Origin of the sequence: Pseudomonas sp. SJZ131 (assembly GCF_007828705.1) — a bacterium.
In the GTDB taxonomy this organism is placed as follows: domain Bacteria; phylum Pseudomonadota; class Gammaproteobacteria; order Pseudomonadales; family Pseudomonadaceae; genus Aquipseudomonas; species Aquipseudomonas prosekii.
Genome location: NZ_VIVC01000001.1, coordinates 891,951 through 910,797 on the forward strand (window position 1 = coordinate 891,951; position 18,847 = coordinate 910,797).

16 protein-coding genes are annotated in these 18,847 nt (G+C 58.0%); 10 read left to right on the top strand and 6 right to left on the bottom strand.

Going from position 1 to position 18,847, the window contains the following annotated elements; all coding sequences use genetic code 11:
* Positions 1-66: 66 nt before the first annotated feature.
* Positions 67-1,425, bottom strand: coding sequence for a glutamine synthetase family protein (locus FBY12_RS03835; protein WP_145251328.1), 1,359 nt, complete (start codon positions 1,423-1,425; stop codon positions 67-69).
* A 161-nt stretch (positions 1,426-1,586) separates the two neighbouring features.
* Here FBY12_RS03835 and FBY12_RS03840 point away from each other — a divergent pair, with 161 nt between their 5' ends.
* A complete protein-coding gene (locus FBY12_RS03840; RefSeq protein ID WP_145251330.1) occupies positions 1,587-2,498 on the top strand; it encodes a helix-turn-helix domain-containing protein in 912 nt (303 codons plus the stop codon).
* 5 nt (positions 2,499-2,503) lie between these two features.
* Here FBY12_RS03840 and FBY12_RS03845 read toward each other — a convergent pair whose 3' ends face one another.
* From FBY12_RS03845 to FBY12_RS03855, 3 genes are all read right to left on the bottom strand, one after another.
* Positions 2,504-3,655, bottom strand: a complete 1,152-nt coding sequence (locus FBY12_RS03845; protein WP_145251332.1) for an epoxide hydrolase family protein — start codon at positions 3,653-3,655, stop codon at positions 2,504-2,506.
* A gap of 123 nt (positions 3,656-3,778) precedes the next feature.
* Entirely contained in the window at positions 3,779-4,690 is a 912-nt protein-coding gene (locus tag FBY12_RS03850) for a magnesium transporter CorA family protein (RefSeq protein WP_109504246.1), read from the bottom strand.
* Positions 4,691-4,693: 3 nt separating this feature from the next.
* Positions 4,694-6,274 (bottom strand): RimK family protein, encoded by a 1,581-nt coding sequence (locus FBY12_RS03855; protein WP_145251334.1) that lies wholly within the window; start codon positions 6,272-6,274, stop codon positions 4,694-4,696.
* A gap of 94 nt (positions 6,275-6,368) precedes the next feature.
* On the opposite strand from FBY12_RS03855, the gene FBY12_RS03860 reads away from it, so the two are divergent.
* The 5 genes from FBY12_RS03860 (at position 6,369) to FBY12_RS03880 (ending at position 13,137) form a co-directional block, all read left to right on the top strand.
* Complete coding sequence (locus tag FBY12_RS03860) at positions 6,369-7,481, top strand: GNAT family N-acetyltransferase/peptidase C39 family protein (RefSeq protein WP_145251336.1); 1,113 nt, start codon at positions 6,369-6,371, stop codon at positions 7,479-7,481.
* 1,218 nt (positions 7,482-8,699) lie between these two features.
* A complete protein-coding gene (locus FBY12_RS03865) occupies positions 8,700-10,112 on the top strand; it encodes an amino acid permease (RefSeq protein ID WP_145251338.1) in 1,413 nt (470 codons plus the stop codon).
* A gap of 162 nt (positions 10,113-10,274) precedes the next feature.
* Positions 10,275-10,811 (top strand): 2,4'-dihydroxyacetophenone dioxygenase family protein, encoded by a 537-nt coding sequence (locus FBY12_RS03870; RefSeq protein WP_121730760.1) that lies wholly within the window; start codon positions 10,275-10,277, stop codon positions 10,809-10,811.
* A gap of 93 nt (positions 10,812-10,904) precedes the next feature.
* Positions 10,905-11,810 carry a LysR family transcriptional regulator gene (locus tag FBY12_RS03875; RefSeq protein ID WP_121730761.1) on the top strand — a complete coding sequence of 302 codons (906 nt, stop codon included), beginning with the start codon at positions 10,905-10,907 and terminating at the stop codon, positions 11,808-11,810.
* A gap of 82 nt (positions 11,811-11,892) precedes the next feature.
* Entirely contained in the window at positions 11,893-13,137 is a 1,245-nt protein-coding gene (locus tag FBY12_RS03880; RefSeq protein WP_145251340.1) for an aspartate aminotransferase family protein, read from the top strand.
* A gap of 12 nt (positions 13,138-13,149) precedes the next feature.
* On the opposite strand, the gene FBY12_RS03885 is transcribed toward FBY12_RS03880, so the two are convergent.
* Positions 13,150-14,157, bottom strand: a complete 1,008-nt coding sequence (locus tag FBY12_RS03885; RefSeq protein WP_145251342.1) for an NAD(P)-dependent oxidoreductase — start codon at positions 14,155-14,157, stop codon at positions 13,150-13,152.
* 112 nt (positions 14,158-14,269) lie between these two features.
* Between FBY12_RS03885 and FBY12_RS03890 the strand changes: the two genes are divergently transcribed.
* Positions 14,270-14,887 carry a TetR/AcrR family transcriptional regulator gene (locus FBY12_RS03890; protein WP_256663254.1) on the top strand — a complete coding sequence of 206 codons (618 nt, stop codon included), beginning with the start codon at positions 14,270-14,272 and terminating at the stop codon, positions 14,885-14,887.
* Here the strand turns inward: FBY12_RS03890 and FBY12_RS03895 are convergent.
* Positions 14,884-15,498 (bottom strand): dTMP kinase, encoded by a 615-nt coding sequence (locus tag FBY12_RS03895; protein WP_145251344.1) that lies wholly within the window; start codon positions 15,496-15,498, stop codon positions 14,884-14,886. The genes FBY12_RS03890 and FBY12_RS03895 overlap by 4 nt on opposite strands.
* 404 nt (positions 15,499-15,902) lie before the next feature.
* Here FBY12_RS03895 and FBY12_RS03900 point away from each other — a divergent pair, with 404 nt between their 5' ends.
* The 3 genes from FBY12_RS03900 (at position 15,903) to FBY12_RS03910 (ending at position 18,817) form a co-directional block, all read left to right on the top strand.
* On the top strand, positions 15,903-16,259 hold the full coding sequence (locus FBY12_RS03900; RefSeq protein WP_256663280.1) for an SH3 domain-containing protein: 357 nt from the start codon (positions 15,903-15,905) through the stop codon (positions 16,257-16,259).
* A gap of 238 nt (positions 16,260-16,497) precedes the next feature.
* Positions 16,498-18,000, top strand: a complete 1,503-nt coding sequence (gene proP / locus FBY12_RS03905; protein WP_092281136.1) for a glycine betaine/L-proline transporter ProP — start codon at positions 16,498-16,500, stop codon at positions 17,998-18,000.
* Between the two features lie 34 nt (positions 18,001-18,034).
* A complete protein-coding gene (locus tag FBY12_RS03910) occupies positions 18,035-18,817 on the top strand; it encodes an OBAP family protein (RefSeq protein ID WP_145251348.1) in 783 nt (260 codons plus the stop codon).
* The last annotated feature ends 30 nt before the right edge of the window (positions 18,818-18,847 follow it).

Genomic DNA, 18,847 nt, shown 5'->3' on the forward strand with positions numbered 1-18,847 from the left:
TCGCTCCCACATGTGCAATGCGTTGCCCTGTGGGAGCGAGCTTGCTCGCGATGGGGCCCTTATTGACTAAACGCTCAGCAACAGGAATTCACGCTCCCACGAGCTGATCACGCGTTTGAAGTTTTCGTGTTCGGCGCGTTTTACCGCGACGTAACCGCGCACGAATTTGCTGCCCAGATAACGCCCGACGGTTTCGCATTCTTCCATTTGCGTCAGCGCGTCTTCGATGGTGATCGGCAACCGCAGGTTGCGCCGCTCGTAAGCGCGGCCCTGCACCGCAGCGCTCGGTTCGACTTTTTCGACCATGCCCAGATAGCCGCACAACAGGCTCGCAGCAATGGCCAGATACGGATTGGCGTCGGCGCCGGGCAGGCGGTTTTCCACGCGCATCGAGTCCGGCGTTGAGGTCGGCACGCGCAAACCGACGGTGCGGTTTTCTTCGCCCCATTCAACGTTGACCGGCGCCGAGGTGTCCGGCAGGAAGCGGCGGAACGAATTGACGTTCGGCGCGAACATCGGCAGCACTTTCGGAATGTACTTCTGCAAACCGCCGATGTGATGCAGGAATAGCTGGCTCATATTGCCTTCGGCGTCAGCAAAGATCGGCTGGCCGGTGGCGATATCGACCACGCTCTGGTGCAAGTGCATGGCGCTGCCCGGCTCATCGCCAATCGGCTTGGCCATGAACGTCGCGGTGACGTTGTGCTTGAGCGCCGCCTCGCGCAGGGTGCGCTTGAACACGGTGATCTGGTCCGCGAGGTCGAGCGCATCGCCATGGCGGAAGTTGATTTCCATCTGCGCCGGGCCGTCTTCGTGGATCAGCGTGTCGAGGTCCAGGCCCTGAAGTTCGCACCAGTCGTAGACGTCTTCGAAAAGCGGATCGAACTCGTTGGCGGCGTCGATGGAAAACGATTGCCGACCGCTTTCCGCACGCCCGGAACGCCCGAGCGGCGCCTTCAGCGGCAAGTCCGGGTCTTCGCAGCGTTGCGTCAGGTAAAACTCCATTTCCGGCGCAACAATCGGCTTCCAGCCCTTGTCGGTATACAGCTGCAAAACTTTCTTCAACACGTTGCGCGGCGACAGTTCGATCGGGTTGCCAAACTTGTCGAACGTGTCGTGGATGACGATAGCGGTCGGCTCGATGGCCCAAGGAATCACATAAACCGCGTCTACGACTGGCCGGCACACCATGTCGATGTCGGCCGGGTCGAGCAGGTCGTAGGAGATGTCGTCGTCGACAAAATCCCCGGTTACTGTTTGCAAAAGCACACTTTCCGGCAGGCGCATGCCTCGCTCATGGAGGAACTTGTTAGTCGGTGCAATCTTGCCGCGAGCGATGCCGGTCAAGTCGCTGACCACACACTCGACTTCAGTAATCTTGTGATCTTTCAGCCACGTGAACAGCTGATCGAAAGGGACATTCATAAAGACCTCGTTGTTGGTTTGGGTAACGCCGGGGAGGGCGGTTTCGTCTGACAGACCCTTCCCCTGAAGCGCGTTGGCGACTATCTTGGGCGAGCCTTGACGTTCCATCTATCCACTTTAAGCAGCACCAAAACGCACCAAACGAGTGCGTAAGGTCTCCCATGACAGTGTGCAATCCGCTCCAGGTCCAAGCGTTCAACACCGCCGATGTCGCCGAACAAATCCGCGCCACACCCGGTTGGGTCCAGCATTACCAGCAGATGTCACCGGGGCATTTCGCCGGGTTGGTGCGTTACCTGGACTTGCAGGGCGTAGAGATTTACGAAGAACACATGAACACCCGCGTCGAGCAGAATTTCAGCGCGCCGCAGGGTTCACTGGCGTTCTGTTTTGATCGCAGCGACAACTCGCTGTACGTGTTGAATGGTGAAAGTCGCAACATCTGGATCACCCCGGAGAACTATCAAGAGATCGCCGTGGTGTTTGGTCCGGAGTTTGTCCAGCGCCATGGTTTGAATGTGGCGCGGCTGGAAGGCTTGTTCATGTCGGCGCTCAATTGTCAGCAGAACGCCTTGTTCAGTCGCTGGCTCAGCGCAACGCTGACACGGCTGAACCAGACACTCGATCCGCCGAGCCGCGAAGCACTGACCCTGCAACTTCTGGAAGACTGTTTGTACATTCTCGACAACGCGTGCGTGCGTCTGGATCGCGGCGGATTACAGCGGCGCAGCGATGAGCGCTCGATCATGCAACGCGTCGGCGAATGGGCCGCCGATGCGCCGGAAGAAACCCTTAACCTGCTGGAGCTATCGCAGGTTGCCGGCGTGCCGTTGCGGCAGTTGCAACATGCGTTCAAGGCGTTTACCGGCATGACCCCGACGCATTGGCTGCGCCTGCGCCGACTGAATAGCGCGCATCGCGAATTGCTCAGCCGCAGCCCCCTGGAAACGACCGTCGCCGAAGTGGCGATGAACTGGTCGTTCTGGCATTTGGGGCGGTTTTCCAGCAGCTACCACGCACTGTTCAAGGAATTGCCGAGCGAAACGCTGAGACGTGCCAGCCGGGTTGACTGAATTCGTCAGCGCAACGGGCGAAAGAACGCGCGGATGTCTTCGGCGAGTAACTGCGGTTGTTCCATCGCAGCGAAATGGCCGCCCTTGGGCATCGTCGTCCAGCGTTGCACATCGAAGCAGCGTTCGACCCAACTGCGCGGCGGCATTGGCAGTTCGGCAGGAAACAGCGCGACTCCGGTCGGTGGCTGCACGCGTTCCCCAGCGGCAAATGATAACGGCCGGTTGCGACCTTCGACATACGGGCGCAGCGACGAACCGATGCTGCCGGTAAACCAATAAACGCTGATGTTGGTCAGCAACGCGTCGAGACTGACCGCCGAGTGCAGATCGCCGGAACAGTCGGTCCACGCCTGGAATTTCTCGACCATCCACGCCGCCAGTCCGGCCGGTGAATCGTTGAGACCGATGGCCAGCGATTGCGGTTTGGTCCCATGAAGCTTGGCGTAGGCACCTTCGGCATCAGCGAACGTCGCCGAGCGGTCGAGAAAAGCTTGTTCGTCTGCAGTGATCGGCGGTTGATCAGGACCAAGCGGCGGACGATAGGAGCCGGGCACATAGTTCAGATGAATGCCGCTGACCTGATCGGGAAAACGCCGGCCCAGCCACGTCGAAACGCCGGCCCCCAGGTCGCCGCCCTGCGCGCCAAATCGCGCATAACCCAAACCCTGCATCAGCGCCGCCCACAGCCCGGCGACCTCATACGGCCCGACGCCTTTATGCAGCGGAGCAGGGGAGAAGGCGTACCCCGGCAGCGACGGTACCACCACGTGAAAGGCATCTGCCGCATCGCCGCCATGGCTGGCCGGGTCGGCGAGCAGTGGGATGAGCTGCTGCATCTCGACAAAAGAACCCGGCCAGCCGTGGGTGAGAATCAGCGGCATGGGCGCGGTGCCGGTGCCCGGTTGGTGGATGAAATGCACGGTTTGCTCATGGACTTGGGCGAGGTAGTGCGGGAGTTGGTTGAGTTGCGATTCTTGCGTGCGCCAGTCGAAGGTGTCGGCCCAGTAAGTGATCAGCAATTGGAGAAACGCCAGGTCAGTGCCTTCGCTCCAGCCTTGGCCTTCGATCCCGGTCAGCCAGCGGGTGCGGTTCAGCCGATTGCGCAAGTCGGTGATGGCGTCTTCGGCGATGGCGATCTTGAAGGGTTGAGGCTGCATGGCGTGGATGTTCCTTGGGGGTAGTTCCTGGGCTGGAATGTCGCTGGTCGTAAGTTACGCCAAATTGCCGTTGCGGCGCACTTGTCAGTTTCCACGCCACATGCCGCTATTTCAGGCCTCGATTCAGGCCATCCGCCTTAAAGCTGCGGCCATGCCGCCGCCGAGTAACGCCATGCAAACCAGCAGCAACGGGAACGAAACCCACCACGGAAAAGCGCTGGTCATCATGCTGAACTCGGACATGCCGCCAATGCTGGCGATCAAGTTGAGTGGCAGGAACACCACGTTGATCAGGGTCAGATTGCGCAGCGCCAGGTTCATACCATTGTTGGCCAGATTGCCACGCGCTTCGATGAGGTTGGCGAAGACCTTGGCGTGGATTTTCGCCTGTTGGTAGCTTTGCTCGTTCTCGATGATCAGGTCGTTGAGCGAGTCCACCTGGCTCGGGGAGAAACCGTGGCGCTGGCCATGGCTGCGCAGCAGCGCGAGCACTGCGCCGTTACTCTGAATGGCGTTCACGTAGTACACGAGGCTTTCGCTCAAGTTGTACATCTGCACCAGTTGCTGGTTATCCATGGCGCGGTTGAACTGCTGCTGCACTTCGCGCGCGACCTGTTTGACAACACGCAAGTGGCCCAGATAGTGGTGGACGCTTTCAGCCAATAGCGCCATCAAAACATCCAATGGCCCGCTTAGCGCCGAGCCGCTTTCCAGACCTTCGAGAAGTGAGTTGCTCGCGCAAATCACCACCAGTCTCTGCTCGCTCAGCACCACACCGAAGGACGATACGTTGAAGGCTCGACCATCGAAACTTTCCGGGCGCTTCCAGATCAGGAACAGATGATCTGGCTTGATTTCGATTCGCGCGACTTCGTCCGGATCCAGCGACGACTCCAATGCCTGATCGCCGACACCCAATCGTTCCCGCAGGAACGATTGCTCGCTGGCATCGGGTGCAACGCACAGCCAGACGCTGGCCTGATCGCCCGGTGCCTGGCACAGGATGCCTTGCTGAATGCAGTAGCCTTCGATCATCGGCTACCACGCCTGGCCGCGATGTTTGAGCTCCAGCCTCTGGATGAATGCCTGAAGCACACGACGATACAGCTCATCGCCCAACACTCCGTCTTCGGTTCCCGCGTCGAGGTTGGGGTTGTCATTGACTTCAATCACCAACACGCGGCCGTCGGCCTGTTTGAGGTCGACACCGTAAAGGCCATTGCCGATCAATCGCGCCGTATCCACCGCCAGTTGCACGACTTCGGGTGGCGCTTGTTCCACCGGGACGGCTTGGCACAAACCGTTGATTTCGCCGGGCACAGCCTTGTGGTTGTAAATTTGCCAATGCCCTTTGGACATGAAGTATTGGCAGGCAAAAAGCGCTTCGCCGTTAAGCACACCGACGCGCCAGTCGTACTCCGTGTAGCAATATTCTTGAGCGAGCAGCAGCACCGAATGCTCGAACAATTGCTGCGCTGCCGAAGCCAGCGCCTGCGCATCGGCGACTTTTACCACGCCCCGCGAGAAGCAGCCGTCGGGGATTTTCAGTACCAGCGGAAAGCCCAGACGACGGCCTGCCTGTTCCAGTTCCTGAGGTCGATCCTTGTAGAGAATTTCCGTAGCTGGCATGCCCAGACCACGGCGCTTGAGCAGGTCTGTCAGGTACACCTTGTTGGTGCAACGCAGGATGGACGATGGATCATCGATGACCACCAGACCTTCGCTCTCGGCTCTCTTGGCAAAACGGTAGGTGTGGTCGTCTACGCGGGTGGTTTCACGAATGAACAAGGCGTCGAATTCAGCCAGACGCGCGTAGTCTTTTTTCTCGATCAGCTCGACGTCGATGCCAAGCTGTTTGCCGGTTTCAACAAATCGCTCCAGCGCCAATGCGTTCGACGGTGGCAGCGCTTCGGCGGGATCTTGCAATATCGCCAAGTCATATCGAGCCATTCGTTTGGACGCCGGTTGGCGCCACGTGCGGCGGTTGAAGGCGTCCAGCGCGTTGGCGAAAACATGCTGTTGATCATCACGAAGTTTGTGCAGTGCGCCCGGTTTGATTCCAGCGATTTGCCACGTCTCGCCACGGCGAAATTCCACCAGCAGGATGGGGCAGGGGAACGCCTCGAAGAGCTGTCGGCCAATCTCTTGCAGCGAATCGATGGTGGCTTTGCCGAAATACAGCGACAGGGTAAAAGCTTCGGTATTGCCGTAAGGATGGTTGGCCAGCGCACGCTCGAGGGTGCGCTCCAGATCATCCAGACCGACTCCATAAAGAGCCTTGCGCGACAGCTCGCTGATGATGCGCACGGACGGCAACACCTTGTGCCCGCGGGCCTCGGCCAGCAAAGAGCAGTAGTAGCCCTGGCCGAGATATTTGTAGTTGCGGCACAGGTTGATGACCTGTGTGCGACCGGCGAAATCGTCGCTGTGCTCAAGGTAATCCTGGGCCAGCATCAAGCTTTCGCTGGGCAGGTAGCTGGCCCAGTCTTCCTTGCGTTCGACGAGGATCAGCAGCTGGCTGCTCAAGCGTCCCGTGCTGGGAGGTTCCTCTACGAGGGATATTGTGGAACGTTCCGATTTATCCAATACTTCGTTCACGTTGGGTTGCACCGCTGACATGAGTAATCGATCCCTATTGAAGAACACGCCGCTTCAATAAATCACGGACGTCTGAGTCTGTCCCGGTTCGTTACTCAAACATTACGGTGTCACCATGTTTTTTAACTTTCGCGTTGCAGTGCTGGACGATGTCTATCAATTGGTGGCGTTGGAACAGCAATGTTTCACGCTCGACCGGCTGAGCCAGCGCAATTTTCACTGGATGATCAGCCGTGCCAATAGCTGTTTGATCGTCGTCGAGCACAAAGGGCAATTAGCCGGATATGCCTTGCTGCTGTTTCATCGCGGCACCTCGCTCGCGCGCCTTTATTCCATCGCTGTCAGCCATGCGTGGCGAGGCCATCGTCTGGGTCAGCGACTGCTGGAAGAAGCACAAACGCGCGCGCTCTCGCGCAATTGCGCGTGGTTGCGGCTGGAGGTAAGAGTCGATAATCCGGCAGCCATCAGCCTGTATGAGGCCAACGGGTACCAGCGCTTCGCGGTGGTGGAGGACTACTACGAAGACCATGCCGAAGCGCTGCGCTACGAAAAGCGAATCCTGCGTGACGCTCCGCCGCCGACCCGCCAGGTTCCCTACTATCAACAAACCACCGAATTCACCTGCGGGGCTGCCTGTTTGCTGATGGCGATGGCTGCCATCGACACCAGCCGACCGATGAGCCGCAAGGAAGAAATTCAGCTTTGGCGCGAGGCGACTACGGTTTTCATGACGGCTGGACACGGTGGCTGCAGCCCTCAAGGCCTGGCACTGGCGGCCTGTCGGCGCGGTTTTGAAGTACGCCTGTTGGTCAGCCAATTGGGCTCGCTGTTTCTCGATGGGGTCCGCCGTCCGGAGAAAAAAGCCATCATGAAATTGGTGGAAGAGCACTTCGCAGAGGATTTGGAGCAAGCGGGCGTCATCACCGAGCGAACGTCCAATTTCGACATCTGCGCAGCGATTGAGGCTGGATTCAAACCCGTGATACTGATCAGCAGTTATCGATTCACCCGTCTCAAAGCGCCGCATTGGGTACTGATCACCGGTTGCGACGAGGAGTTCGTGTACCTGCACGATCCGGATGTGGATCACAGCCGACAGCACAAGAGCATCGATTGCCAACATTTGCCAGTGAGTCACGAAGAGTTCATGCGCATGAGCACTTTCGGCTCTCGCCGTGTCAGGGCTGCGGTCATGCTGCGTGGTCGCGTGGCCATCCAGCCTGGATGACGTTGGTTTTGGCACTAGGGAAGGGTGGGCCCGTGAGGTGCAATGCTCCTGGTTATTTTACAAAAAGATATAACTACACTAAATGACCGTTTAGTGTAATTAACCTTGGTGCCGATTTCGCGGTCATCAGACGGATGGTAACGGCGAGTAGTTGGGAACTCAAGTGCTGCCACTTTCTGAAAAAAAAGAATTAATATTAATGCCAACCAATGTTTCTGCCGCGCATATATATTATCGAATTAACTATTGAGGTATATCCGGAAGTACTCCGTCTTTTCGCTGGAACCCATCTATTACAAGTCTTCTAATCGCAGCACCAATATCTGGGGATTTTCCGGTGAATCGTGACTTTATTTGCGTTTTGTCCGGTGAATCGTGACTTTTTTTGCGGTTTTTCCGGTGAATCAAGAATTCATCGAAACCCCTCTAGAACGCTAGTATCTGAGGCATATAGGGTCAAGACAGGTAGCTTTTTTACCATTACGCTGGGGGTTTCCGCGTTTTTTCCGGTGGTTCATGAATGCGGTGGTAGCGCCATAAATGTGCTCCATGAGCTACATAATCCTCCGAATTGATGGATTTTTCCCTCTAGCAGCCCCCCAGGAGCATTTTGCTCATACCCCAAGAGCCGGTTTTCCGGTGAATCGTGACTTTTTTGGTCAAGCTGCGTTTTGTCCGGTGAATCGTGACTTTTTCTCAGTGGACGCTGATCTGGATCGCTCTAGAACGCTATTCCTAGCCATGAGCCAATGATGAGCCAGTCCATGTTTTATGAGTAGGGGGTCATTTGCAATTTCTAGATGGGGTTGAGGATTTCGGCGTAACGTCATGATTTTTCTGAGATTCCGGTGAATCAAGAATTATTGTCCGGTGAATCGTGAATCCCCACATCGAGGGTCTGGTGCGGTGAGCTTCGATCCCTGGATAACTGGGGCAAATCCGAAACATCTTGTTACGTGTAATGTATATTATGTTAAATCAGGTATCACTCCTCGACGTCAGCTCAACGCGTCAACCGCTCAGTCACCTTTGAACCATCCGTAATCCTCCCCAACTCATCCAATACTCCCCCGAAACATCCCACTGTGAATTGCCGTCATACCCGCTATGACCATTCAACCTCTAATCCACTAAGCCCTTGCCAAGTATAGTTGCCCTACAACGCTGTCTCGCAGACGGCGCATGACAACAATAAATGTGCAAACGAGGTTCAAGCCAATGCGTAGCGACCAAAACAAGAGCAACCACAAGCTGGGGACTGGCTTGAAGAGCCGGCAAGTGACGATGATCTCGATTGGTGGAGTGATCGGTGCCGGGTTGTTCGTGGGCTCGAGCAATGCCATCGCGACTGCCGGGCCCGCCGTGTTGGTGTCTTACCTGATCGCGGCGGTCATCGTTGTGCTGGTGATGCAAATGCTCGGCGAGATGGCCACCGCGCGGCCGGACACCGGTTCGTTCTCTTCTTATGCCGACCAGGCGATGGGCCGTTGGGCTGGGTTCTCGATCGGCTGGCTGTATTGGTGGTTTTACGTGCTGGTGATCGCCATTGAGGCCATTGTTGCCGGCAATATCCTCGGTGATTGGCTCGGGTTGCCGCATTGGCTGACCGCTTTTGCGATCACTTCAGTGCTGATCCTGTGCAACAGTCTCAGCGTCGGCTCGTTCGGCACACTGGAATATTGGCTTTCGCTGTTTAAAGTCGTGTCGATTGTCGGTTTCATCGTTTTCGGCGTGGTGGCGATTTTCGGTCTGATGCCCGGCTCGTCCACCAGCGGCATCGCCAATCTGTATGCCAACGGCGGCTTTGCCCCCAACGGAAACGCGGCAATCGTCGCGGCGTTGCTGACGGCAATGTTCAGTTTTCAGGGCAGCGAAGTTGTGACGATTGCCGCTGCCGAATCCCGCGACCCTAAAGCCAATATCAAGAAAGCGATTCGCGCCGTGGTCTGGCGTTTGGGCCTGTTTTATCTCGGTTCGATGTTCGTCGTGGTGTGCCTGATCCCGTGGAACGCTCCTGGTCTGGCGCAGGGTTCTTACCAAGCGGTGCTGAACGCGATGAACATCCCCTACGCGTCAGGAATCATGAGCATCGTGGTGCTGGTCGCCGTGACCAGTTGCCTGAATTCGGCGATTTATACCGCCTCGCGCATGGCTTACTCCCTCGCAACTCGCGGTGATGCACCCGAGGCGGTATCGCGTACCAACCGCCAAGGCGTGCCTCTGGTGGCGGTGGCATTGACGTCCGTCGCCGCCCTCGCCGCGCTGCTCGCCAACTATTTGCTGCCAGCACAAGTGTTCCAATTCTTGCTGGCCACCAGCGGTGCGCTCGCGCTGCTGATGTATCTGGTGATCGCCATTACTCAACTGTGCATGCGCCGCAAACTGGTGGCGATGGGCAAGCGGCTCGAAGTGCGAATGTGGCTGTTTCCCTGGCTGACGCTGCTGACCATTGCGTTCATCGTCGGCATATTCGCGGTGATGGCGATCTTCCCAGGGCAACGCGCGGAGCTGCTCAGCACGCTTGGCCTGACTGCGTTTCTGGTAGTCGTCGGGGTATTGCTGCAGAAGAGCCAACCGGCATTGTCGGCTCGGCGCAACGCCATGCAAGTGGACGACGGCGCAATCGCCTGACCGCCAGCGTTTGCACGGCCTCGATAAACGCCACAGCTGTGACCGTGGGTCAAAGTACGTGTGCCGACAGAGGCCTTTTTCCAGGCGCAACTGCGCCCTAACCTGCTCGCAACCCGGCCCGAAAGCGGCCGTGAACATCGAAAACTGACTGTGGAAGCCCTCATGAACGTAGCCTCGAAACCCGACGAACTGGCCATCCCCTATGCATTGCCTCAGGTGCCTTTCATGTCGCCCGACATGGTCCATCCTGGCGTACTCGGCAAATGGCTAGAAGACGATCAGTTGTGGGTCCCGGTGACCGCGACTGTCTCGTTCAAGCCGCTGCTGTTGAGCGTGTCCGGTGGTTATTACATCAATCTGCTGCGCGTGCGGCAGAGCGGCGTGTTGTCACGTCATCGCCACACCGGCGGCGTGCACGCACTTGTGCTCAAAGGCCGTTGGTACTATCTGGAGCACGACTGGATCGCCGAAGAAGGTTCGTTCGCTTTTGAGCCACCGGGTGAAACGCACACACTTTACGTACCCGAAGACGTGGAAGAAATGATCACCTGGTTCCACGTTCAGGGCGGTTACACCTACGTCGATCCGCAAGGTGTCGCGGTCGGTTACGAAGACGTGTTCACCAAGCTCGAAACCGCCCGCGCGCACTATCAATCGCTTGGCTTGGCGGATAACTACATCGAGCAATTCATTCGCTGAACCGCCCTGCTCCCTCGATCCGCGCGCGAATGGCCGCTGGTTGCCACCGCCGCATGGCGCTGCCAGTCTTCTTCTGATTATTGGAGGCAGAACATGGACAACTACTCGCAACTGCTGGCCTTTCTCGGGGCCGCCGAGCACGGTAATTTTTCTGCGGCGGCGCGTGCCTGCGGCATGACCCCATCGGCTATCAGCAAGCTGGTTTCGCGGCTGGAAGATCGGCTGCAAGCCCGATTGTTTCAGCGCGGTACGCGGAACTTGACCCTGACCGAGGAAGGCGCTGCCTACCTGGTCAGCGCCCGTGCAGTGAACAACGCAATGGCCGAGGCTGATTCGCTCGCCGAAGCCTTTCCCACCAGGGTTAGCGGCGCATTACGCGTGCACACCATGACCACGTTCGCCAAGCACCAGATCATCCCCTGGCTGCCGGAATTCCTCGCGGCTTACCCGGGGCTGAGCGTGGATATCCAGGTCGGCGCGCAGTTCAGTGATCAGTTCGACCAAGGACTGGACATCGCCATTCACAGTGGCGTGCTGCCCGACTCGACGCGCATCGCGCGCAAGATCGGCCAAAGCCGCTGGATCATCTGTGCAGCCCCCGAATACCTCGCTCGGCACGGCACGCCCGAACATCCCGTGCAACTGCTCGACCACACCTGCTTCTCCTTCGGTTTCAGCAGCGTCTGGAACACATGGGGTTTCGTCGTCGAGGGTCACGCAGTCACCGTGCCGGTCGTGCCGAAGGCTACGTTCGGTCAAGGCGATCTGCTGCGCGATCTGGCGCTGAGCGGCGCCGGAATTGTGCGTCTGGCGGAGTTTCATATTGGCCGGGACATTCAAGCGGGACGCCTGGTGCCATTGCTGCAAAGTTACGGGCAGAACGACGTCGAGCCGATCTACATGATCTACAGCAACCGCAAACATCTCAGCCCGAGAATTCGAGTGTTCCGCGACTTCCTTGAACAGAAGCTCGCCAGCAGCCCTTGGGACACCCGCTGAACACACCACCCCGATTCGACTGCGCTGGCGCATTGTCCACTTCCACCGCCAGCCTCCACCGGAAAACGACACAGAGGTAAATATGCACAATCTCGTAGGCGATGTTTCCAGCGCCGCGCGCATCCTCCCCGCACTTGATGGCCAGACTCTATTCATTCGCAACGGCAAAGGTCCTTACCTCTGGGACGACAGCGGCCGCCGTTACATCGACACCGCGCTCGGCTTCGGTGCGGTGCTGCTTGGCCATGCCAACGCCGAGGTCAACGCGCGAGTCAGCGATGCCCTCGCCGATTCCGCCTCGCCGTCATGGGCTCACGTACGCGAACATGCCGCCGCCAGCGCGTTGGCGGCTCATACCGGCGAGCTGAGCAAAGTGATCTTTACCAATTCCGGCAGCGAGGCGGTGCATCTGGCCTGCCGTGCAGCCCGTGCCTATACCGGTCGCGGACGCATCGCGAAAATGGCCGCCGGCTTCGATGGCTGGTTTGATGAGGTGAGCGTCGGCAACGTCGGCTCGAGCGATGCTGCGTTCGCCGATGGCCAGCGACCGGTGCATGGGCGCACCACGCTGTTGCGCTTCAACGACTTCGACGACGTCGAGCGACTGTTCAGCGAAGACCCGGACGTCGCCGCAGTGATTCTCGAACCGATGCTCGCCAATGCCGGCTGCATCATGGCGGCGCCAGGCTATCTGCAGCATGTGCAGACCGTGGCGCGTCGGCACGGTGCATTGGTTATCAGCGATGAAGTGCTGATGGGATTCCGCCTGCACGCAGGATTGGCCAGTCATCAGGCCGGTCTCGACCCGGACATTGCCAGCGTCGGCAAAGCCATCGGCAACGGCGTACCGGTATCGGCGATTCTCGGCAAGCCGCAGTTGTATGCCGGTTTTGAGGAAGGTCGGGTATTGCGCGGTGGTACGTTCAGCGGCAAACCGCTCGCCTGCGCCGCGGTACTGAGCACGTTGTCGCAACTCGATGGCGCTGATTACCGACAGTTGATCGAGCGCGGCGATACATTGCGTCAGGCAGTGCAAAGCATCTTCAACAACCACGGCATCACCATCAGCACCAGCGGCTATGGCAACGTCTTTACGATCTGGCCGTCCGAGCGCGCGCCGACGACTTATGCAGAAGCCGCCGAATCAGCCAATGCCGCGTTCAGTCAGGCACTTCACCTGACATTGCGCGCGGCCGGCGTGCTGATGATGCCATCGCCCTACGGCCGAATTTATCTGTCGCTGGAACACGATGACGAGGTCGTCGCAGAGATGAGAAACGCGTTCGAACGTGCGGCTTCACAACTCGCTGCGCGTTTCGCATCTTGAGACCTCATACTTTTATTGCATTGGCAGCTCACGCAACTCGCCACCTTCACTTTCCAAGCGTTGCAGATACGCCGCGGCGTTGAGCAATTGATAAGGAAAGTACAGCCCTGGCGCAGTCGGTGGTTGACCGTCCAGACCGAGCAGTCGCTCAAGCAGCATGGCGACGCTCAGGCCGGTCAGCGCCGCCGCGCCTGCCGGGTGGATGGTGGCGTGACGTGTGCGCAACGGTCTGCCGGTCAAGTCCTCGCCTGCGAGTTCGATGATGATTTCCGTCGACATCGGCTGTCCCTGGCGTCGCGATGAACTGACCCCGCTGGCCAGATTGAACTGCACATTGGGCGCGTCTGTCGCAGCCGCCAAACCGACAACGTCGATGGAGGAGAAACCGGAGGCCTGCATTTGCGTACCATCGACCGCGCGAAAGCTGACCCTGGCATCCTCGCCCTCGCGCCAGATGTACACGCCGTCGCGCCGTGTCAGGGCGGCTGGCAGCATTTTGCTCAAGTGTTCGAAATCCTTGGCGACGGTCGGCCCTCCTCCGTCCTGTTCGTCGACCAGCGCGTGGATGCGGATGTCGTGCACCCGGCTAAATGCCTTGGCGATATGCAGCGTCGATACGGTCGTTGCGCCGACCATCCATTCGTAACCGAGGACAATCGGCGCCGCATCAGGCCTGTGCATGTAAGTCGCAATTTCCGGCGCGATCTCGAACACGCCGGAAGAAATACTCAGGTGAGGCACACCGCGCTGTTGGGCGAAACGCAACCCGGCGAGGGCATGATCCATGTAAAACACCACGACGGCGCTGACCGAATGATTGCCTAGACCCAAGTCGGCTGCCGCAGCGTCTATCACCACACCCTGGGCTCCACCAATCTGTTCTGCCGCCTGCTGGACTTTCGCCAAGTCGCGGCCACCGATCAATAAAGGCAAATCGGGATGCGCGGCGCGCAGTGCCCGGGCAGTCTGGTGACCAATCGCGCCGGAACCGCCCATTAACAAGATAGGATCAATTGACATTGTGTATTCTCCTCGTTCAGGGACTGCAACCTACTAACAGTAGACACCCTAACACGAGCACAAAAAAATTCGCCTACCATTGGTAGGTTTTATTCTTCTGGAAATCGATCACGTGCCAAAAGCCGACAAACCACCTAGCCAAGCTTCAGCCGCGCAACGCCTTTCCAAAGCCGAACGGCGCCAACAGTTACTCGATAACGCTCTGCTGATCGTGCGCGACGAAGGCGCGGACAGGCTCACTCTCGGGCATTTGGCGATCCGCGCTGGCGTGTCCAAACCGGTGGTTTACGATCACTTCGCGACGCGCTCGGCGTTGTTGATCGAACTCTACAGATGGATCGATACCGAGCGCGTCAACACGCTGCGCGACGCCATGACCAACAACACCCGGGGCCCGGATGAAACTGCGCAGATACTCGCCAGCGCCTACATTCAGTGCGCAGCCGACCACACCGATGAGTTTCACGCAGTCGGCGCGGCGCTGGCTGGCAGCGAAGAAAAATCAGTGGTATTTCAGGAGCTGTTGGATAACTGCGTGCAAATGTTCATCGCCGTGCTCAAGCCTCACGCGGCTGCGTCACTGACAGCGGCCGAACTGGAGCGACGCTGTATCGGCCTGATCGGCGCCGGGGAAGCGCTGTCCGGCGCATTGATCCGCGGGCAGCATGACATCCAGCAAATGACCGCCTCATTCGCGTCACTGATACAGGGTGCCTTGCGCGCGGACTAACCAGCGAGAACGCTCTTAATCTCGGCAACCACCTGCGCCGTCGCCGCTTCGATCGTCCCTTCATTGCGGCACAAAACCCAGCCATGCTCGGCGACCGCGCGCTCGAACGCCTCGGTACTCGCGACATGCTCTTCAAGCCTGTGCATCACCGTACTGCTCAACCCCCGCGACCGTGCGGCGGCGCGCGCCCAGGAAACCTCAGGATCGGTGACAACCCCGACATGCAAGTCCGGCACTTGCACGTTGCGATCAAGGTTCAACTGCAGAATCTCGGCAAACGGGGCAATTCGGCGAAACGCTGCATCCGAGGGATACCAGCGATCGATCAGGATGATGCTGCCCGGGGGCTGTTTGGTCAGCACGTTCTGCGAAATCCAGGCGCGGCTCTCAGCAAACCGTTCACACACCGCCCACTCCAGATCGACGCTGGGTTTTCTGACGAGCTGGTTGACCAGGGCCATCGTTTCACCCCTGAAGGGATCACTTTTCTTCTCGCAAAGCCGGATCACCTTCTTGTTATCCACCCTCAGCGCTTTGGTCACGGCTTCCAACAGCGTGGTTTTGCCGGTGCCTTTGGGGCCATCCAGGGAAACAAACAGCGGACGATTCATTTTTCACATAACGATTGATATACAGTTTTTTTGCCCGGTCCGGTTGCGTAAACCGCTTAGCCGTCTACGCCAATTAGGGCGCCACTCACTACGCGAATCGAATCGAAGGTGCTTATGAACCGGGATCGTCGAGCACTCTAACTTAGTTTCTGGCCATCCAGTTTGTTCAACTACGCTTGCTCCACGACAGCTCGTATTGTGCGTGCTGAACCTGAGCAACGGAAATGCGCCAAAAACCACGATCATGGCTTGTGCCTCTTCTGATACTCGTTGCAGTTTTTTGGTTCATGGGCAACAAAGACACGCCCCCGGCCCAAATACAATCAGGCGCTCAGTCCCCGCCCGACGCATTGGTTTCCATTCCCGCGACTGAAATGCCGGCAGCCGTACAAGCCAACGAAGAAATGTATGTCAGCGCCGACAAACTCAATCTCAGGGATCAGCCAAACGGCAAAGTCGTTGCCAAACTGAAGCGCGGCGATAAGGTTCAAGTTTTCGAGCGGAAGAGTGATTGGGTTCGCATCAGTCTCGACGGACAGCCTAGTAGATGGCTGTCCTCGAAAAGCCTCTGTAATGGAATGAACTGTTTCGTAGTGTCAGAGCGAAAACCCCCACTGCAACCCGCAGCGCAGCCAACCACCCGCAGGCCATCGCCTGATTACGGATCTTCTTGTGCGTGTTCTTCGGGCAGTGTCTGCATTGGCCCAAGAGGCGGCCGCTATTGCATCACTTCGGGCGGCAACAAGCGTTATGGCGTGTGATCGGAACATTGGGAAACTCCAAGCGCCGGCGTTAAATGATCTCTGAGACGCCCGTCCCACCTCCCACCACCAGCAAAAAAACTCAGCCAGCGGTGAATTATTTCGTTTCCTCTTGTATCTGATCAGGAACAAGCCGTGACATCAAAAAGATAGCACCGGCAACGGCAAACGCGTCTAGCCCACGCCACAGCGGGCTCGGCGGTTTGCATCAAGACTGATCAGGTACAGAGTGGTCCGCATGAAATCTCGTGAGAAAAAAGTCAAACCGATTGGTTTGAAAGACATCACCATCGTCGACGACGTCAAGATGCGCAAAGCGATCACCGCCGCCGCGCTTGGCAATGCCATGGAATGGTTCGACTTCGGCGTCTACGGTTTTGTCGCCTACGTGCTCGGCAAGGTATTTTTCCCTGGCGCCGACCCAAGCGTGCAGATGATTGCCGCGTTGGCGACGTTCTCGGTGCCGTTCCTGATCCGGCCGTTGGGCGGTCTGTTTTTCGGCACGTTGGGCGATAAATACGGCCGACAGAAAGTCCTCGCCGCGACGATCGTGATCATGTCGCTCAGCACGTTCGCCATCGGCCTGATCCCCTCCTACGCCTCGATTGGTATCTGGGCGCCGATCCTGCTGTTGCTGGCGAAAATGGCCCAAGGTTTCTCGGTGGGCGGCGAATACACCGGCGCTTCGATCTTCGTCGCCGAATACGCGCCGGATCGCAAGCGCGGTTTCCTCGGCAGTTGGCTGGACTTCGGCTCGATCGCCGGGTTTGTCTTCGGCGCCGGCGTCGTGGTGCTGATTTCGACGATTTTGGGCGAAGAGCAGTTTGAATCCTGGGGCTGGCGTCTGCCGTTCTTCCTCGCCCTCCCCCTGGGCATGATCGGCCTCTACTTGCGTAACGCACTCGAAGAAACCCCGGCCTTCCAGCAACACGTCGAGAAACTCGAACAAGGCGACCGCGAAGGTCTGGCCAGCGGTCCAAAAGTATCGTTCAAGGAAGTTGCCACCAAACATTGGCGCAGCCTGATGACCTGCGTTGGTGTGGTCGCAGCGACTAACGTGACTTACTACATGCTGCTCACGTACATGCCGAGCTACCTGACGCACAACTTGCACTACAGCGAAAACCACGGCGTGCTGATCATCATCGCGATCATGGTCGGCATGTTGTTCGTGCAGCCAATGATCGGTTTTGTCAGCGACAAGATCGGCCGCCGCCCTTTCATTATTTGCGGCAGCATCGGTTTGTTCTTTCTGGCGATCCCGGCCTTCATGCTGATCAACAGCGGCAAGCTCGGTTTGATCTTCTCTGGGCTGCTGATGCTGGCGGTGTTGCTTAACTTCTTCATCGGGGTCATGGCGTCGACACTTCCGGCGATGTTTCCAACGCACATTCGTTACAGCGCGCTGGCCAGTGCTTTCAATATTTCGGTATTGATTGCCGGTCTGACGCCGACCCTGGTGGCCTGGTTGGTGGAAAGCACGCAGAACCTGTACATGCCCGCCTATTACTTGATGGTCGTTGCGGTCATCGGGTTGGCGACAGGTATCACCATGAAAGAAACCGCGAACAAGCCATTACGCGGTGCAGCACCGGCGGCTTCCGATATTGAAGAAGCACAGGAACTGCTGCAGGAACATCACGACAACATCGAGCAGAAGATCGAAGACATCGATGCGGAAATTGCCGAACTGGAAGCCAAGCGTAAAAACCTGGTGCAGCAACATCCGCGAATCGATTAAGCGACGTTCCAAGTCTTTGTAAGAAGGATCTGCAATGAAAAGCAAACGCGCCACTTTTGCCCTGTCCCGACCACTGCTGTTGCTGACAGTCGGTGGACTGCTGACGGCCTGCGCCGCAAACAACACGGACTCTAATGTCGTTGCGCCGGGCGCGGAGAAAACGCCCTCGACCAAGACCCTGGAGGCCGGCGCAGCGCTGATGCAGTCGCGCCCGCCGATTGAAGCGCTGAATGCTTACCTCGATGGCTTCCATTTTTACAATGGTCATCCCGATGTACAGATGGAGGCGCATCACTACTGTTCGATCCTCAATGAAGAGGTGATCCAGTGCGTGATTTACGACGGCAATCGCAAAGACGCGAAGCTCATGGGCGTGGAATACATCATCAGCGAGCAACTGTTCGCGAAGTTGCCGAAAGCTGAGAAAGCCTTGTGGCACAGCCATGTCCACGAAGTGAAATCAGGCCAGTTAGTTGCGCCGGGGATCCCGGAAGTTGCCGAACATGCGCTGATGGAAAAGCTCGTTCACACCTACGGCAAGACCTGGCACACGTGGCACACCGACCTCAACAAAGACCTGCCGCTGGGCGTTCCGCAACTGATGATGGGATTCACCGCAGATGGTCAGGTTGATCAGAAGTTAGTCTCAGAGCGCGACCAGCGATTCGGCATCAACAGTGCCGAGAAGAGAAAGTCGCGCGCCGACATCCCCGCGCCGGCCATTGATTCGGGCGCCGATGCCTGGCGCAAGGGCGATGTCATTCAAATCGAAGACCCGACCGGCACGCCGCACTCACATAGCCAGGCCGTTCCATAACGTTCACGCACTACGGCAAAACCAAGGGCG

What these genes read in the sequence shown, in the direction of transcription:
- FBY12_RS03895 (WP_145251344.1), bottom strand. Translation starts at nt 15,498, where the DNA reads ATGAATCGTCCGCTGTTTGTTTCCCTGGATGGCCCCAAAGGCACCGGC.
- FBY12_RS03865 (WP_145251338.1), top strand. Translation starts at nt 8,700, where the DNA reads ATGCGTAGCGACCAAAACAAGAGCAACCACAAGCTGGGGACTGGCTTG.
- FBY12_RS03850 (WP_109504246.1), bottom strand. Translation starts at nt 4,690, where the DNA reads ATGATCGAAGGCTACTGCATTCAGCAAGGCATCCTGTGCCAGGCACCG.
- FBY12_RS03880 (WP_145251340.1), top strand. Translation starts at nt 11,893, where the DNA reads ATGCACAATCTCGTAGGCGATGTTTCCAGCGCCGCGCGCATCCTCCCC.
- FBY12_RS03840 (WP_145251330.1), top strand. Translation starts at nt 1,587, where the DNA reads ATGACAGTGTGCAATCCGCTCCAGGTCCAAGCGTTCAACACCGCCGAT.
- FBY12_RS03870 (WP_121730760.1), top strand. Translation starts at nt 10,275, where the DNA reads ATGAACGTAGCCTCGAAACCCGACGAACTGGCCATCCCCTATGCATTG.
- FBY12_RS03860 (WP_145251336.1), top strand. Translation starts at nt 6,369, where the DNA reads ATGTTTTTTAACTTTCGCGTTGCAGTGCTGGACGATGTCTATCAATTG.
- FBY12_RS03835 (WP_145251328.1), bottom strand. Translation starts at nt 1,425, where the DNA reads ATGAATGTCCCTTTCGATCAGCTGTTCACGTGGCTGAAAGATCACAAG.
- FBY12_RS03910 (WP_145251348.1), top strand. Translation starts at nt 18,035, where the DNA reads ATGAAAAGCAAACGCGCCACTTTTGCCCTGTCCCGACCACTGCTGTTG.
- FBY12_RS03855 (WP_145251334.1), bottom strand. Translation starts at nt 6,274, where the DNA reads ATGTCAGCGGTGCAACCCAACGTGAACGAAGTATTGGATAAATCGGAA.
- FBY12_RS03900 (WP_256663280.1), top strand. Translation starts at nt 15,903, where the DNA reads ATGTATGTCAGCGCCGACAAACTCAATCTCAGGGATCAGCCAAACGGC.
- FBY12_RS03845 (WP_145251332.1), bottom strand. Translation starts at nt 3,655, where the DNA reads ATGCAGCCTCAACCCTTCAAGATCGCCATCGCCGAAGACGCCATCACC.
- proP (WP_092281136.1), top strand. Translation starts at nt 16,498, where the DNA reads ATGAAATCTCGTGAGAAAAAAGTCAAACCGATTGGTTTGAAAGACATC.
- FBY12_RS03885 (WP_145251342.1), bottom strand. Translation starts at nt 14,157, where the DNA reads ATGTCAATTGATCCTATCTTGTTAATGGGCGGTTCCGGCGCGATTGGT.
- FBY12_RS03875 (WP_121730761.1), top strand. Translation starts at nt 10,905, where the DNA reads ATGGACAACTACTCGCAACTGCTGGCCTTTCTCGGGGCCGCCGAGCAC.